Source organism: Blastomonas sp., from assembly GCF_046294995.1.
Taxonomy (GTDB): domain Bacteria; phylum Pseudomonadota; class Alphaproteobacteria; order Sphingomonadales; family Sphingomonadaceae; genus Blastomonas.
Genome location: NZ_JBKBOG010000007.1, coordinates 99,695 through 114,293, shown reverse-complemented (window position 1 = coordinate 114,293; position 14,599 = coordinate 99,695). Strand labels below are relative to the sequence as shown.

At 63.0% G+C, this 14,599-nt stretch carries 14 protein-coding genes; 6 read left to right on the top strand and 8 right to left on the bottom strand.

Annotated elements, in window-relative coordinates; all coding sequences use genetic code 11:
• Positions 1 to 482 precede the first annotated feature (482 nt).
• Positions 483 to 1,229, bottom strand: a complete 747-nt coding sequence (locus ACK4R0_RS10180; protein ID WP_409673813.1) for a hypothetical protein — start codon at positions 1,227 to 1,229, stop codon at positions 483 to 485.
• Between the two features lie 174 nt (positions 1,230 to 1,403).
• Here ACK4R0_RS10180 and ACK4R0_RS10175 point away from each other — a divergent pair, with 174 nt between their 5' ends.
• Complete coding sequence (locus tag ACK4R0_RS10175; RefSeq protein WP_409673812.1) at positions 1,404 to 2,198, top strand: TIGR00266 family protein; 795 nt, start codon at positions 1,404 to 1,406, stop codon at positions 2,196 to 2,198.
• Positions 2,199 to 2,204: 6 nt separating this feature from the next.
• On the opposite strand, the gene ACK4R0_RS10170 is transcribed toward ACK4R0_RS10175, so the two are convergent.
• The 3 genes from ACK4R0_RS10170 to ACK4R0_RS10160 form a co-directional block, all read right to left on the bottom strand.
• A complete protein-coding gene (locus ACK4R0_RS10170; protein WP_409673811.1) occupies positions 2,205 to 3,635 on the bottom strand; it encodes a hypothetical protein in 1,431 nt (476 codons plus the stop codon).
• Positions 3,636 to 3,702: 67 nt separating this feature from the next.
• Entirely contained in the window at positions 3,703 to 4,638 is a 936-nt protein-coding gene (locus ACK4R0_RS10165) for a MipA/OmpV family protein (RefSeq protein ID WP_409673810.1), read from the bottom strand.
• Between the two features lie 92 nt (positions 4,639 to 4,730).
• Positions 4,731 to 6,032 (bottom strand): glycosyltransferase family 87 protein, encoded by a 1,302-nt coding sequence (locus ACK4R0_RS10160; RefSeq protein ID WP_409673809.1) that lies wholly within the window; start codon positions 6,030 to 6,032, stop codon positions 4,731 to 4,733.
• A 267-nt stretch (positions 6,033 to 6,299) separates the two neighbouring features.
• Here ACK4R0_RS10160 and ACK4R0_RS10155 point away from each other — a divergent pair, with 267 nt between their 5' ends.
• From ACK4R0_RS10155 to ACK4R0_RS10140, 4 genes are all read left to right on the top strand, one after another.
• Entirely contained in the window at positions 6,300 to 7,892 is a 1,593-nt protein-coding gene (locus tag ACK4R0_RS10155; RefSeq protein WP_409673808.1) for an isocitrate lyase, read from the top strand.
• A gap of 141 nt (positions 7,893 to 8,033) precedes the next feature.
• Entirely contained in the window at positions 8,034 to 8,417 is a 384-nt protein-coding gene (locus ACK4R0_RS10150) for a VOC family protein (RefSeq protein ID WP_409673807.1), read from the top strand.
• 113 nt (positions 8,418 to 8,530) lie between these two features.
• Complete coding sequence (locus tag ACK4R0_RS10145) at positions 8,531 to 9,061, top strand: hypothetical protein (RefSeq protein ID WP_409673806.1); 531 nt, start codon at positions 8,531 to 8,533, stop codon at positions 9,059 to 9,061.
• Between the two features lie 40 nt (positions 9,062 to 9,101).
• A complete protein-coding gene (locus tag ACK4R0_RS10140; RefSeq protein WP_409673805.1) occupies positions 9,102 to 9,506 on the top strand; it encodes a DUF2177 family protein in 405 nt (134 codons plus the stop codon).
• Between the two features lie 106 nt (positions 9,507 to 9,612).
• Here the strand turns inward: ACK4R0_RS10140 and ung are convergent, their stop codons facing one another.
• From ung to ACK4R0_RS10125, 3 genes are read right to left on the bottom strand one after another with little or no spacing between them, the layout of a single operon-like run.
• A complete protein-coding gene (gene ung / locus ACK4R0_RS10135; protein ID WP_409673804.1) occupies positions 9,613 to 10,335 on the bottom strand; it encodes a uracil-DNA glycosylase in 723 nt (240 codons plus the stop codon).
• 46 nt (positions 10,336 to 10,381) lie between these two features.
• Positions 10,382 to 11,137: an SDR family NAD(P)-dependent oxidoreductase gene (locus ACK4R0_RS10130; protein WP_409673803.1), complete on the bottom strand. Its 756-nt coding sequence runs from the start codon at positions 11,135 to 11,137 to the stop codon at positions 10,382 to 10,384.
• Positions 11,134 to 12,333 (bottom strand): acyl-CoA dehydrogenase family protein, encoded by a 1,200-nt coding sequence (locus tag ACK4R0_RS10125; protein ID WP_409673802.1) that lies wholly within the window; start codon positions 12,331 to 12,333, stop codon positions 11,134 to 11,136. The genes ACK4R0_RS10130 and ACK4R0_RS10125 overlap by 4 nt, the downstream gene beginning before the upstream one ends.
• A 444-nt stretch (positions 12,334 to 12,777) precedes the next feature.
• Here ACK4R0_RS10125 and ACK4R0_RS10120 point away from each other — a divergent pair, with 444 nt between their 5' ends.
• Entirely contained in the window at positions 12,778 to 13,458 is a 681-nt protein-coding gene (locus ACK4R0_RS10120; RefSeq protein ID WP_409673801.1) for a phytanoyl-CoA dioxygenase family protein, read from the top strand.
• A gap of 97 nt (positions 13,459 to 13,555) precedes the next feature.
• Here the strand turns inward: ACK4R0_RS10120 and ACK4R0_RS10115 are convergent, their stop codons facing one another.
• Positions 13,556 to 14,326: a cold-shock protein gene (locus ACK4R0_RS10115; protein WP_409673800.1), complete on the bottom strand. Its 771-nt coding sequence runs from the start codon at positions 14,324 to 14,326 to the stop codon at positions 13,556 to 13,558.
• Positions 14,327 to 14,599: the final 273 nt, after the last annotated feature.

Sequence of the window (14,599 nt, the reverse complement as noted above, 5' to 3'; positions counted from 1 at the left end):
ATGCGGTAAGGCCAGCAAAATCCGGCCCGTATTTTCATCAACAGATTTCTAGTGTCGATCCCGACGAGACGCCCAGTCACATACCGCTGCGACAAAAAAGGGAGCGCCGAAGCGCCCCCAGATGTTACGAAAATGCTGGCCCTTCGGACTAGCTACTTGCTGCGGAAGTGTGCCCGGACGTGTTCGACACGTCCGAAGCGAATGCGATAATACGCGTGGATGAAGATCATCAGACCCTCCATCGCATGATGTGGGTTGTATCCGGTGGCCGATGGTGCGATTATTCGTTTTGCACACGTATCGCGGGCTATCGGCCCCGGTTCGGAACGCCGCCTTAACGGGCGGCGTTTTCGTTTTTGCTAGATCACGGTCCCATTGGCTTTGCTCCATCTTGCCCGGCGTTCCGGGTTGATGGCAGCATGGTGGCGGACTGCAATCAGACCACAAATTTAAACCAGAAATAATCCAGTTACAGGCCAAAATCATTGGTTTTTTACCGCTTTTCCGGGCTTTTTTGCGCCTCTGAAAGTCCGGTATTGAACCAAAAATCGGTGCTTGGCGATCTTGTGCTCGGGCCAATGAGCTTTTGCATATTCCCACGCGCCGATCTCGGACAAGGTTTCGCCCCACCCAGCGGCAACTCCCTTTGCGATGCGGACTAGCTCGGCGTTGCTGAGAGTCTTCTGTTCAAACTCTGGCGCATCAGCGTCATGCGTTCGTGCCCCGATAGTATCGGACGGGATCGCCGTAGCTGGGCTTTCAGGATCTGACTGAGGTGTTGACGCCGCAAGGCTTGGAAACCAGAACCTCACTCCAAAAAGCCGCATCCAGCTTTCGGTATCGATGTTGTATCCCGCGGTTGGAAAAAAACGCTCCCGATAGCCAGTTTGCCAAAAGTCCTGATCGAGCGTGACCTCTGATGCCCAGAACCAAGTGGGAACGATAAGATAATAGGATTGGTTTACTTGGCTGTCTCGCTTCCAGATCGCATGCTCAGCGATCCCGACAACTCGGGCGACTTGAAGCTCACGGTGAAGCTGGACCACAGCAGTTTCGCGGTCATATCCATAGCTGGCGATAGCTTCCAATGGCTTTAGGCTGGCTTCATATTCTGGTAGCGGGGCGTATTGGAAAGCCGAGGTTGGCAACAATTGGGGTGGCTCGCGAGATCGATCATCAAATGCCTTGGCCAGTATTTCGCCAATTTTATCTGATTCGGGTCCAGCCATAAAGCAGGAAAATGGCCCGTTCTGTATGATGGGTCAAACAGATAGGCCCATTTTTTTTTGGACCAAGCAACTCGGCCTCGCCCCCTAAACATTCGCCCCCCTGTGACCCGCCGCATTGCACCTGCCAAACCCGCGCGATAATCTCCAGCCACCCAACACCAGCAGGAGCCCATCATGCCCGCGCACGAAATCGACTACGAGATCAAGGGACAGGAACTGCAGTTCGTCGAGATCGAGCTCGATCCGGGCGAGAGTGCGGTGGCGGAAGCGGGCGCGATGGTGTGGAAGGATGCCAGCATTGCGATGACCACGGTGTTCGGCGATGGCAGTGCGAACCAAGGCAGCGGCATCATGGGCGCGCTGCTCGGGGCGGGCAAAAGGCTGGTGACCGGCGAGAGCCTGTTCACCACGGTGTTCACGCACACCGGCCAGGGCAAGGCACGCGTCGCGTTCGGTGCGCCGACGCCGGGCAATATCCTGCCGATCGACCTCACCCATTATAACGGCCGGCTGATCTGCCAGAAGGACAGCTTTCTTGCTGCCGCCAAGGGCGTGTCGATCGGGGTGCATTTTCAGCGGCGCATCCTCACCGGGCTGTTCGGCGGCGAGGGTTTCATCATGCAGAAGCTCGAGGGCGATGGCATGGTGTTCGTCCAGATAGGCGGCACGCTGATCGAGCGCGATCTCGCGCTGGGCGAAGAGCTGCATGTCGATACCGGCTGCGTCGCGGCGTTCACCTCGGGCGTGGATTTCGATCTGGTCTCGGCAGGCGGGATCAAGTCGTCGCTGTTCGGCGGCGAAGGCCTGTTCTTTGCGCGGCTGCGCGGGCCGGGGCGGGTCTGGATACAGTCGCTGCCGTTCTCGCGGCTTGCCGGGCGGATGCTCGCCGCCGCTGGCAGCCGGGGCGGGCAGAACCGCGGCGAAGGCTCGGCGCTGGGGTCCTTGGGCGACCTGATCAGCGGCAACTGAGCCGGGTCAGGGCGCGGCCTGATCCAGCCCCGCCTGGCCCAATCCCTGATCCAGCCCCGCCTGGCGCAGCATCGCATCGATCTGCGCTGCGGGATCGTCGAGCTTCTGGCCGGTGATCGCGGTGATCGTCGCCAGCGTCGGCGCGCTCAGGCCGGTGCGGCGTGCGGCGGCGAGAAAGCTGGCACGGGTCCACGGCGTGCCCGAGCGCACCGTGGCGAAGAAGCGGCGGTTGACGTCGTGCAGGCCTTTCGCCCCGCCCGACCCGCGCCGGACATCGGCATCGATCGCCAGCGCGATCAGCATGCCGCACTGATAGTGCAGATCGAACCTGCCCGCGCGCGATGCAGCGTTGAGCGCGACCTGCGCCAGCCCTGCAGCGCAGACCTTGCGCGCCTCGGCGATGCGCCGGTCGACATAGGCGCGTTCGGCATCGCCCCGGTCCTGCATCACCAGAGCCGCCATCGCATCTGCGCCGCCCTCGTGGATCCAGGCTTGAGAATCGGGGCCTATGACGTCGTTGGTCCCGGCGCGCTGGAAGAAATGCGCGGCCTCGTGCGCGAAGAACCAGTCGAGCACCAGCACCTCGCCCAGCGCGAACGGCTTGCGCCAGCCATCGCCATACAGATGGATGAACACCTGGCCGGGCAATGTGCCGCCCTGCCGCGAAAGCCCGGATTGCGCAGGCGGCTGCGGGTCGAGCGAGACATAGAGTTCAGGCGTGATCGCAAGCTCGCCATAGATCGCGGCGAAATCGCGCATCGATTGCGGCAGCGATTGCAGCAGGTGATCGCGCAACTCCGGCTGCAGCGCGGGATCGACGATCGCGAGAAAACCCGCCGTCGCTGCAGGTTCGGCATTGCCGATATAGACGTACGTCCCTTCCTCGCGGCTGACAAAGGCGGCGGTGTCGGCGGTGCGCTTGCCGCCGACGCCGATCGTCGCGCCTTGCGCCGCAACCGTGATCGCGAGCGGCTCGGTGCCCTTGCAGGGCAATGCGGAGCAGGTCTGGAAATGTCCCGAATAGACCAGCAGCCCGCCATCGCTGAACGGCGAAAACGGCGCATAGGCCTTTTCGAGCGAGCGATAGCGTACCGGAATGTCGAAGCTCAGCTGCGTGAACGGCTTGCCGTCGACGCGTTCGATGCGCTCGTCATCGCCCTCGCGCACCCAGCGGAACTCTTGCGGCGCGGTCTGCCAGTCGCGCGCGCGATAGCCGTCGAGATGCGGGGCGAAGTGCAGCGCGGTCGTGGGCCGCGCCAGGCGGTATTCGGCGCGCACGGCATTGTCGGGCGCGCGGGTGATGTGCAGGCTGACCGGCGGCGTCCGCGTCGCGACCGGTGCCCCGGTCTCGGCAGTGGCTGGCGAACCGGTGAAAGTCAGTGCAGCGGAGGCGAATGCAGCGGGACCGATCAGCGCGTTTGCAAATATCCGGCCCATCCGTACCCCTGAAGCTGAGCCCGATCGGCCGGCGCCAAGCCTAGGCAAGCAGGCCGGGCCTGCGCAATCAGAAAGTGTAGGTGAGGCCGATCCCGCCGAAATACTGGTTGGCATCGCCGCGGATGCTGACGACCGGGCTGTCGGCGGCATCGCCCTGCAGCCGCGAATAGCTGGCCAGCACGAACATGCCCCAGCCGCCATCGAGCGCGTTGCCCGACAGGTCATAGCCCAGCAGCGCGCTGGTGCCGATCGACTTGAGCCCGCCGCCTGCGGTGTAGCGCGGCAGGCCCGATGCGGCGCTGCCGGCGGCATCGATGCTGAAGTAATAATCGGCAAAGTCGCCGTCGACGAAATCACCCGAAACCGACAGGTTGATCACCCCTGCGGTGCCCAGCAGCTTGTTGTAGCTGACCGATGGGGTGAGGATGGCGCCCGAATGCACGCCGGTGATGTCGAACAGCGCGTCTGCCTGAAAGGTCAGGCTGTCGAAGCGTTCGAAAATGCGGTTGATCTTGACGCCCCCGCTCGCGCCGGCCTCCACCGCGATTTTGCGCTTGCCGAGCTGCCTGACGACGTCGTCGCGGATACGGCCGACCCGGTCGAACCGCGCGCGGACCATCGGGCCTGCGATATATTCGACCTTGGGCAAAACCGGGTCCTTGATCAGATCGACGAACAGCCCGGGGCCGCGCGCGCTGAAGGCATAGCCCTTGTAGCTGCCCTGGATCGCAGGTGCCGGAAAGAAGACGTACTGGTCCGACCCTTCATAGCTGGGGACGAACCCCCCGCCCAATCCGACGGTGATGTAGAAATCCTTGACGAACACCGACTGCGACATCGCAGCCGCCGTAGCGAGCAGCTTCAGGTCCTCGGCCGTCGGGCCATAAGGCGGGTCGGCCTGTTCCTGAGCGGGCGCGGGCGGCTGGTCGGCGGTGGCCTGCGCCAGGGCAGGGGTGGTGACGCCAAGGACGAGGGCCAGGCTTGCAAGGGTTCGGGCGATCATCGGGATATTTCCATGAAAGGCTTGGTTCGTCGGAGGAGACGGCGCGGCAGGGGGGATACCGCACTCAGGATATAATGCTGCGGTGCAGCAGATCAAGCCGGGTGACGTTGACCTGTCTGCAATTCGGTCCGCGGCGCACGCGCCAGGATCCTGACGACCGCTGCGATGATCAGCAGCAGGATGGGGCCCATCAGCGAGAGTTCGGGCCCGCTCAAATCGGCGGCCCCAGCCATCTGGGGTCCGCCGTCGCCGTCTCGCACGATCGAACAGAATAGGCCATAGCCTGTCCCGGCCCAGACGGCCGCGACCAATGCGGCCTGCTCGAACTTGCTGGACCGCTGGAGCACATCGCGCAGCACGAACGCCACCGCCAGCCCTATTATGGTGAGGTCGTAGTCGTAATTATAGGGGCTGATGAACACGGTCGCACAACATACGGCGGCGGCCATCCGGTGCGGGGCGATGGCGGCTCGGCGCAGCAGCACCAGCGCCGCGATCGCGGCCAGCGCACCTGCGGCCTGGATCCCCATCGCCAGCTGCGCGCCAGCACCCAGAGTGAATGCGGCGGCATACAGCGACGTCATCCGGAACAGCGGATAATAGCCTTCGCGCAGAAAGCTGGCGGATTGGGCCACGCCGTCGAGGAAGGCTTCCCAGATCGTCGGGCCGAACACCAGGGTGGGGACCAGCAGCGCAATGACGACGACCGCGCCCGCGCGCAGCACGACGGGCCAGCGCCGTTCCCCCACCGTCATCAGCGCAACGGCGACGGCCAGGTGCGGCTTGATGATCATCAGGCCCAATGGCCAGCCGGCGCCGGCCTGGCGCTGCAGGAAGGCCAGCAGGAACAGACCGATCAGCCCGCCGGTGAGGAACCCGTTCTGGCCGGTGCGCATCATCAGCAGCAGCGTGGGCAGCATGACGATCAGCACGCCGGGCAGATACACCCCGGCAATCCGCCGCAGGACGATCAGATACAGCGCGAGGCTGAGCGAAACGAACAGCGCGAAGCCCAGCCCGATCGGCAGCAGTGCCAGCGCCGCGACGAACAGCGTGAACGGCGGCGGATAGGTCCATGGCATGAACCAGCGCGTTCCGCTGAACTCGCGCTGCGCGGTTATCATCGTCTCGATGCGATAGGCCTCGTCTGCGCGGCCATCGAGCGCCAGCAGCCCCGCGATATGAAACGCATCGTAATCGGTCAGCACCTTTTGCGCGCCGAGCATCTGCGGCGCCTGGAAATTGATCGCCGAAATACAGCCCAGGACTGCCAGCACGATCAGGATCGCGATCGCCAGCCTCGTCCGGGTGAACAGGCTGTCGGCAACTGCGGGCGAGGAGGGATCGGAATCGGATGCCGAATAGCGGGGGGTGTGCACGTCAGCGTCGGCCATCGCAGAAAGCATCCAGTGTCTGATCCGGGGGAACAGGATCGTGCCGCGCAGACTAAGGTCGGTCAGCCTTCGATAAGGTTAATGACGTGATGATGTTGCTCCGAACCCATGTAACGAAATTGACAAAGTTACAAACCAATCGTTCGCAGTTGCCGCAAAAATACAAGATTATCGCCGGAATAAGACCGGGAAAACGGTGAAAGAGCGTAACAGGACGGTATGCAGTGTCAATTTATGACACTATCTGATTCGCAGAAGGTGAGCCAAATGTCCTATACCGATCAAATCAGCACCAATGAGCAGCTTATCGGCACCAAGCAGGGCCGCTGGACCGGCATCGATGCCGAATCGGTCGCGCGCATGCAGTTGCAGAACCGCTTCCGCACCGGGCTCGATATCGCGCGCTACACCGCCAAGATCATGCGCGAGGACATGGCCGCCTATGACGCGGACAGCTCGCAGTACACCCAGTCGCTGGGCTGCTGGCACGGCTTCATCGCGCAGCAGAAGATGATCGCGATCAAGAAGCATTTCGGCACCACCAAGCGCAAGTATCTGTACCTGTCGGGCTGGATGGTCGCGGCGTTGCGCAGCCAGTTCGGCCCGCTGCCCGATCAGTCGATGCACGAAAAGACCAGCGTTCCCGCGCTGATCGAGGAGCTGTACACCTTCCTGCGTCAGGCCGATGCGCGCGAGCTCGATCTGCTGTTCAGCGGCATCGACAAGGCACGCGCCGCGGGCGACAGCGCCAAGGAGCAGGAGCTCCTCGCGCAGGTCGACAATTTCCAGACCCATGTCGTGCCGATCATCGCCGATATCGATGCAGGGTTCGGTAATGCCGAAGCGACCTATCTGCTCGCCAAGAAGATGATCGAAGCGGGTGCCTGCGCGCTGCAGATCGAAAACCAGGTGTCGGACGAAAAGCAGTGCGGCCACCAGGACGGCAAGGTTACCGTGCCGCACGAGGACTTCCTCGCCAAGATCCGCGCCTGCCGCTATGCGTTTCTCGAGCTCGGCGTCGAGGACGGCATCATCGTCACCCGCACCGATTCGCTGGGCGCTGGCCTTACCAAGCAGATCGCGGTGAGCAAGGAGCCGGGCGATCTGGGCGACCAGTACAACAGCTTCCTCGATTGCGAGGAAATCGACCCCGCCACCGCGCGCAACGGCGATGTCATCCTCAACCGCAACGGCAAGCTGTTGCGCCCCAAGCGTCTGCCCAGCAACCTGTTCCAGTTCCGCGAAGGCACCGGCGAAGACCGCTGCGTGCTCGACAGCATCACCAGCTTGCAGAACGGCGCCGACCTGCTGTGGATTGAGACCGAAAAGCCGCATGTCGAGCAGATCGCCGGCATGATGGACCGCATCCGCGAGGTCGTTCCCAACGCCAAGCTGGTGTACAACAACTCGCCTTCGTTCAACTGGACGCTGAACTTCCGCCAGCAGGTCTATGACGCGATGGTCTCCGAAGGCCTCGACGTGTCCGAATACGATCGCGGCGCGCTGATGGATGCCAAGTATGACGATACCGAACTCGGCATCGCCGCCGACAAGCGCATCCGCACCTTCCAGGCCGATGGTGCCAAGCGTGCTGGCATCTTCCACCACCTGATCACGCTGCCGACCTATCACACTGCGGCGCTCTCGACCGACAACCTGGCCAAGGAATATTTCGGCGAGGCGGGCATGCTCGGCTATGTGCTGGGCGTCCAGCGTCAGGAACTGCGCCAGGGCATCGCCTGCGTGAAGCACCAGAATATGTCGGGCAGCGACCTTGGCGATGCGCACAAGGAATATTTCGCTGGAGAGGCTGCTTTGAAGGCGGGCGGCGTCAACAACACGATGAACCAGTTCGGTTAATCGAAAGGCGTAAACGTACCGATAGAGTTTTCCTGGGGAGGAAAAGGAACAACCCGTCGGCGGCAACGTCGGCGGGTTTTCTTTTTGCTCGGCCAAGCGTAACTTGCAGCCCGAACCCGGCGATACGATGGGAGAGGATGCATGGCGAAGGTTCTTGGTCTTGGCGGACTGTTCTTCAAATCAGCAGACCCCGCCGCCACCTGCGCATGGTACCAGCGTGTGCTGGGGATGAACTTCGGCGAATGGGGCGGGGTGGTGTTCACCCCCGATGTCGCTGCCGGCCACCCGGGAGCGGGCACGGTGTTCTCGCCATTCCAGGCGGACACCGATTATTTTGCGCCGTCCGACAAGGAATTCATGTTCAACCTGATGGTCGATGATCTCGATGCGATGCTGGCGCAATGCGCTGCGCACGGGGTGGAGCCGGTGAAGCTGTTCGACCCCGCGCCCAACGGCCGGTTCGCGCACATCATGGACCCCGATGGCCGCAAGATCGAGCTTTGGCAGCCCGCGCCGATGGCGTGAGGTACGCTGCATCCGGCGCGATCCGCCTCGCGTAACTCGGGCAGCAGTCATCCACCGGGGGGTCTTTTTCCATGCGCTTCGTTCTGTCGTGCTGTTTTGCCATGTTTGGCGCCTTGCCCGTGTCTGCCCAGAGCGCACCGCTGACCGCGCCGGTCGATCTCGTGGCGGCGCGCGCGTCGATGGTGGGAGCCTGGCAGGGCACGCTGGAATATCGCGACTACTCCGCCGACCGCTGGTTCGGCATTCCGGTGAAAACCCGTATTTCCGATCAGGGCGATGGCGCGACCACCATCCGCGCGTGTGATTTCGACGATGGCCCCAAGGTGGGCAATGTCCGCATCACCTCGGTCGAGTTGCTGGATGCCGCCGCCGGCACGGTGTCGGTCGGCACCTTTCGCAAGGGCCGCGTTGCCGAAGTGACGACCTATGCCATCCGCATCGCCCCCGGTTCGCGCGATGCGACCCACTGGACGATCGTCGAGGAAACTGCAGGCAGGGACGACGACCGCCCCGCGACGCTGCGGCTGACGACGGTCCGCAATGGCGACACAATAGAGACGCTCAAAGAGGTTGATTTCCTCGACGACGACGCGTCCCAATGGCTGGTGCGCAACCGCACGCGCTTGACCCGTATGGGCGAATAGCGCCACACCCGATTTTTCCGCAGCAACAAAGGGCTCCACGATGCTCCGCTACGCCGCAGCCTATGCGTTCACCGGCCTGGCCTTTGCGCTGATCGACAGCGTGTGGCTCAAGACCATGGCACCGCGGCTGTATCAGCCGATCCTCGGCGACATGCTCGCGCCGTCGTTCCGGCTGGCCCCGGCGGTGGTGTTCTATGTGCTTTATATCCTGGGGATCCAGATTTTCGCGGTCGCCCCGGCGCTGGCTGATGGGCGCTGGCAGACGGCTTTGGTCAACGGCGCACTGCTCGGCTTCTTCTGCTACATGACCTATGACCTCACCAACCAGGCGACGCTCGCGGTGTGGAGCACCAAGATCACCGTGCTCGATATCCTATGGGGGACGTTTCTCACCGGATCGTCGGCGCTGGCGGGGTTTGCGGTGACGCGGGCAATCTGGGAATAGCCGTCATTCCCGCGAACGCGGGAATCCCGCTTTTTTCGGACCTTGGAGCAGAAGCGGGACCCCCGCCTTCGCGGGGGTGACGATGTGGGATTTGGCCTCCAGCAGATCAGGATTGGTCGGCAATCTGAGGCAACCGCCAGTCGATCGCCGTCAACCCGCGCTCTTCCAGAAACGTATTCGCCTTGCTGAAATGCCCGCAGCCCAGGAACCCGCGATGCGTCGACAGCGGCGAGGGGTGCGGCGCTTTGAGCACCAGATGCTTGCCGCCGCGCTCGATGCTGTCGACGTTCGCCGCCTTCTTCTGCGCATGGCTGCCCCACAGCATGAACACCACCGGATGATCGAGCGCGTTGACCTTTGCGATCACGGCATCGGTGAACCGTTCCCAGCCGCGTCCCTGATGCGATCCGGCCTCGCCCATTTCAACGGTCAGCACCGCATTGAGCAGCAGCACGCCCTGCTGGGCCCAATGCTCCAGAAAGCCGTGCGCGGGTGGCGCGATGCCAAGATCGCGCTCGAGCTCCTTGTAGATGTTGATCAGCGACGGCGGTGGCCGCACGCCAGGCATGACGCTGAAGCACAGGCCATGCGCCTGATCGGGGCCGTGATACGGGTCCTGCCCCAGAATGACGACGCGCACCTGATCGGGCGGGGTCAGGTCGAGCGCGCGGAACCACTGGCTGCCCGGCGGAAAGATCCGCGCGCCCGCCGCCTTGCGCGCGAGCAGGAACGCCTTGAGATCGGCCATATAGGGCGCTGCAAATTCTTGCGCCAACGCCACGCGCCAGGCGGGGTGGATCTGCGGCGATACAGGGGCGGTGTTGGTCATGCTGCCGCTGATGCCCGCCCCGGCCGGGTCGGGTCAAGCCGCCAGGCTAGAGCGAGTGCACCAAATGGCCGCCATCGACGGTCAGGATGCTGCCGGTCATGAAACGGCTGGCGTCCGATACCAAGAGCAGCAGCGGGCCATCGAGATCGGGCAGCTCGCCGTAGCGGCGCATCGCGATGCGCTTGCGCAAGGGTTCGCCCGCTTCTCCGGCGAGCTGGTCGCGGTTGATATCGGTGAGGAAATAGCCCGGCGCGAGCGCGTTGACGCGGATGTTGAAGCGGGCGAGCTCCATCGCCAGCTGCCGGGTCATGTGCAGCACGCCGGCTTTCGACATCGCATAGGGGCCGGTGCCCGCAGCGGTCTGGAAGCCGGTAATCGAGGCAGTATTGATGATATTGCCGCCACCTGAATCGCGCATGACCTTCGCAGCCTCGGTGGCGACGTTCCACGCGCCTTTGAGGTTGGTGTCCATCACGAAATCGTAATCCGCCTCGCTCTGGTCGAGTGCGCGCTTGGTCACCGCAACGCCTGCGTTGTTGATGCAGGTGGTGATCGCGCCTGCCGCCGCGATCCCGTCGCGCACCGATGCGAGATCGGCGACATCCATCCGCACTGCGCTCGCACTGCCGCCATCCTGGGTAATCTCGGCAACCAGCGCCTCGAGCGCCTCGAGCCTGCGCGCGGCGACGATGACATGCGCACCGCACCTCGCCAGCAGCCGTGCGAAATGCGCGCCGAAGCCCTCGCTCGATGCCCCGGTGACGAGGATGCGCTGGCCGGTCAGGTCTGCGGTGAGGGTCATGCCTTCGCTCCCTCGTTGGCGTGCCCCTCTGTCAGCAGCCGATGATCGCGCTTGATCTTCTTGGCGAGGCTCCATTTGTGCACCTCGGTCGGGCCGTCATAGATGCGGAACGCGCGGATTTCGCGGAATACCTGCTCGACGATCGTATCGCCGCTCACGCCCTTGCCGCCCATCACCTGGACGCAGCGATCGGCGACGCGCATCAGCGCTTCGGACACCGCGACCTTGGTCATCGAGCTCTCGACCGTACCCAGTTCCCCGGTATCGAGCACGCCCGCGCACCAGGCGATCATCAGCTCGGCCTGTTTGAGGTCGATCAGGTTCTCCGCCAGCATGAACCCGACGCCTTCGTGATCGACCAGCGGCTTGCCGAAGGCGTGGCGGCGGCAGGCATAATCGCTGGCGATTTCATGCGCGCGCGATGCGGCTCCATACCAGCGCATGCAGTGCGAGAGGCGGGCAGGGGAGAGGCGGACCTGTGCGTATTTGAAGCCCTCGCCGCTCTGTCCCAGCATCTGGTCGGCAGGCACGCGCAAATTGTCGATCGCGATCACCGCATGGCCGCCGGGCATCGAATTGTCGATGGTGTCGAGCACGCGCTCAATGCGGATCGCAGGGTCGGGCAGATCGACCAGGAACATGCACGCGCCGTCATCGGACTTGGCCATGACGATGCCGACCTTCGCGCCTTCCGCCCCCGTGATAAACGCCTTGCGGCCGTTGATCACCCAATGGTTGCCGTCGAGCCTGGCGGTGGTCTGCATCATCGACGGATCGGAGCCCGCACCGCCTTCGTCGGCCGGTTCGGTCATGAAGAACGCCGAGCGCGATTCGCCGCTGACGAGCTGGTTCAGGAACCGCTTTTTCTGCTCGTCGCTCGCCATCTTGCCCAGCAGGTACATGTTGCCCTCATCGGGCGCGGCGGTGTTGCAGGCGACCGGGCCGAGCGGCGACAGACCCGACTTCTGCAGCACGATTGCGGTCTGCGCCTGGGTCAGATGCCGGCCATCGGCCAGGATATGCGGCGTCATCACGCCGGCGTCGCGGGCGAGGCCGCGCATCTCGAGCACCAGCTCCTCCGACGGCCCATGCGCCCCGCAGCGCGGGTCGTGTTCGTAGGGCGCGATCACATCGCGGACGAAACGCTCGACCTTCGCGGCAATGGCGTCGACTTCGGCGGCGGAAAGATGGGACATCTTGATGGGCTCCCGGAAGCTTGGTGTACCTACACCGGGTAACCAAGCCGCCGCGTTAATCAACTGGCTAAATGGTCACCGGCCTCGTGCGAAAGGAGGGGCCCCTCTTCTGCCCGATGGATTGCAAGCCAACACAGGAGACGGCGTCCCACTTCCGTGCGAAAGCGTTTGAGCTTAAAATCCTCCCCTGCAAGGGGAGGGGGACCACGCAGTGGTGGAGGGGTGTCCACTTCGGCGAAAGGGCGACACCCCTCCGTCATCGCGATGCGATGCCACCTCCCATTGCAGGGGAGGATTTTGGTCGCGATACGGCCCGCCCTCCGGCGAAAGCCGGAGCTTAGGAGCCGGATTGCGCAATCTCGCCCCTGGATTCCGGCGTTCGCCGGAAAGCGGAACGGACTGGCCGATGTTGCGGATCTGAGGTGATCATGCTTAACTTGGGGCATGCTAGTACCCTTCTCGGACGAAGATTTTGCGACCAAAGGAGCCCAACTTCTCAAAGGTGCCGTTCTTCCAAACATCGAAGAATTGGAAGCAACGATAGCGGACCTTTCAGAAGACAAAGCGGGAGTGCGTTTGAATGGCATCGCAGAGCTTGGTCCAGTGCTCGCCCGTGACGGTGCAATAGGAGCTATTGCAGAAAGGGTCTTGGGAAAATCCTCGCGGCCGGTCAGAGCAATACTGTTCAATAAGTCAGCGGATACGAACTGGTCGCTTGGTTGGCACCAGGATCGGACAATCTGCGTCAAGGAACGGCGGGTTGCACCTGACTTCGGTCCTTGGACTACTAAAAGCGGGATGAACCATGTTGCCCCACCCTTTGATCTGCTCAAGCGAATGGTGACACTTCGGGTGCATCTTGATGATGTTCCAGCCACCAATGCGCCGCTGCTCATTGCGCCCGGTTCCCACACTTTTGGGAGGATCACCATCAACCAGGTTCAGGACGTCGTAAGTCGGTGCGGAACGATCACCTGCCTGGCCGATGCAGGCGACGTTTGGCTTTATGCAACGCCAATTCTTCATGCATCAGAGGCAGCCATCAAACCAAAAAGCAGACGGGTGCTCCAGGTGGACTTTGCTGCCGAAGAGCTGCCGCATGGCCTTGAATGGCTCGGCGTTTAGACCTCAGATAATCCAATCAAAAAAACCCCGCCGCGCCGAAAGGCGCAGGCGGGGTTTTCATGTCTCTTCTCCCGGCTCAAGCAAGCCGAGCGCCCGATCAATCGTGGTGCGCGACCAGATTGACGGCGGAGTGCTTTCCGCGGCGATCGACTTCGAGGTCGAACTCGAGCCGGTCGCCCTGGTTGAGGCCGTTCATGCCGGCGCGTTCGACCGCGCTGATGTGAACGAACGCATCGGGCTGGCCGTCGTCGCGGGTGATGAAGCCGAAGCCTTTCATCGAATTGAAGAACTTGACCGTTCCGGTCGCGCGCTCGCCGGTGAGTTCCCGGCGGGGAGCCTCGCCGCGCGGTGCGCCGCGATCGCCGCCACGGTCACCGCCGCCGCCGCTGTCGGACACGGGGATCAGCTCGCCATCGACCTTGAGGTCGCTGGCAGACACCTTGCCGCCGCGATCGACCAATGTGAATTCCAGACCCTGGCCTTCGGCGAGGTTGGAAAGCCCGGCGCGTTCGACCGCGCTGATGTGGACGAACACGTCTTCGCCGCCATCATCACGCTGGATGAAGCCGAAGCCCTTTTGCGCATTGAAGAATTTGACCTTGCCCTTGGCTTCGCCGACCACCTGGGTGGGCATGCCGCCAAAGCCGCCGCTGCGCGGAGCACCGCCGCCTGCGCCGCCGCCCGGACCACGTGGTGCGCCGAAGCCGCCACCACCTGCAGGCGCGCCATATCCGCCGCCGCCACCGCCGCCGCCGAAGCGATCACGGTCACCATATGCAGGCGGAGGCGAAAATGCGTCGAAATCATCCTCGCCAAATCTGTCGCGTTTGTCCCGGCCCCTGCCGCGCCGACCCCTGTCAAAACTCATGCCGAATTATTCACTTTCAATGTCGTCCTGGATCATGTGCTCAAGAACAGGGCGGACGTGAACCCTGTCGCTCAACTGTTGGAACTCTTCGCGCAGACCCTTTCAGCATCGAGCAATCCGCGACAAATAGGCACCAGAAACTAAACTAACCCTAACGTTCATCGGCATCCGCCAGCGACCTTTCGACGATCGGACTGGCATCAACCGATGCAAAAACCTGTGGAAGCCCGTAAATTCTGGATTGCACACAACAAAACCAGCGCGGCAATCGCG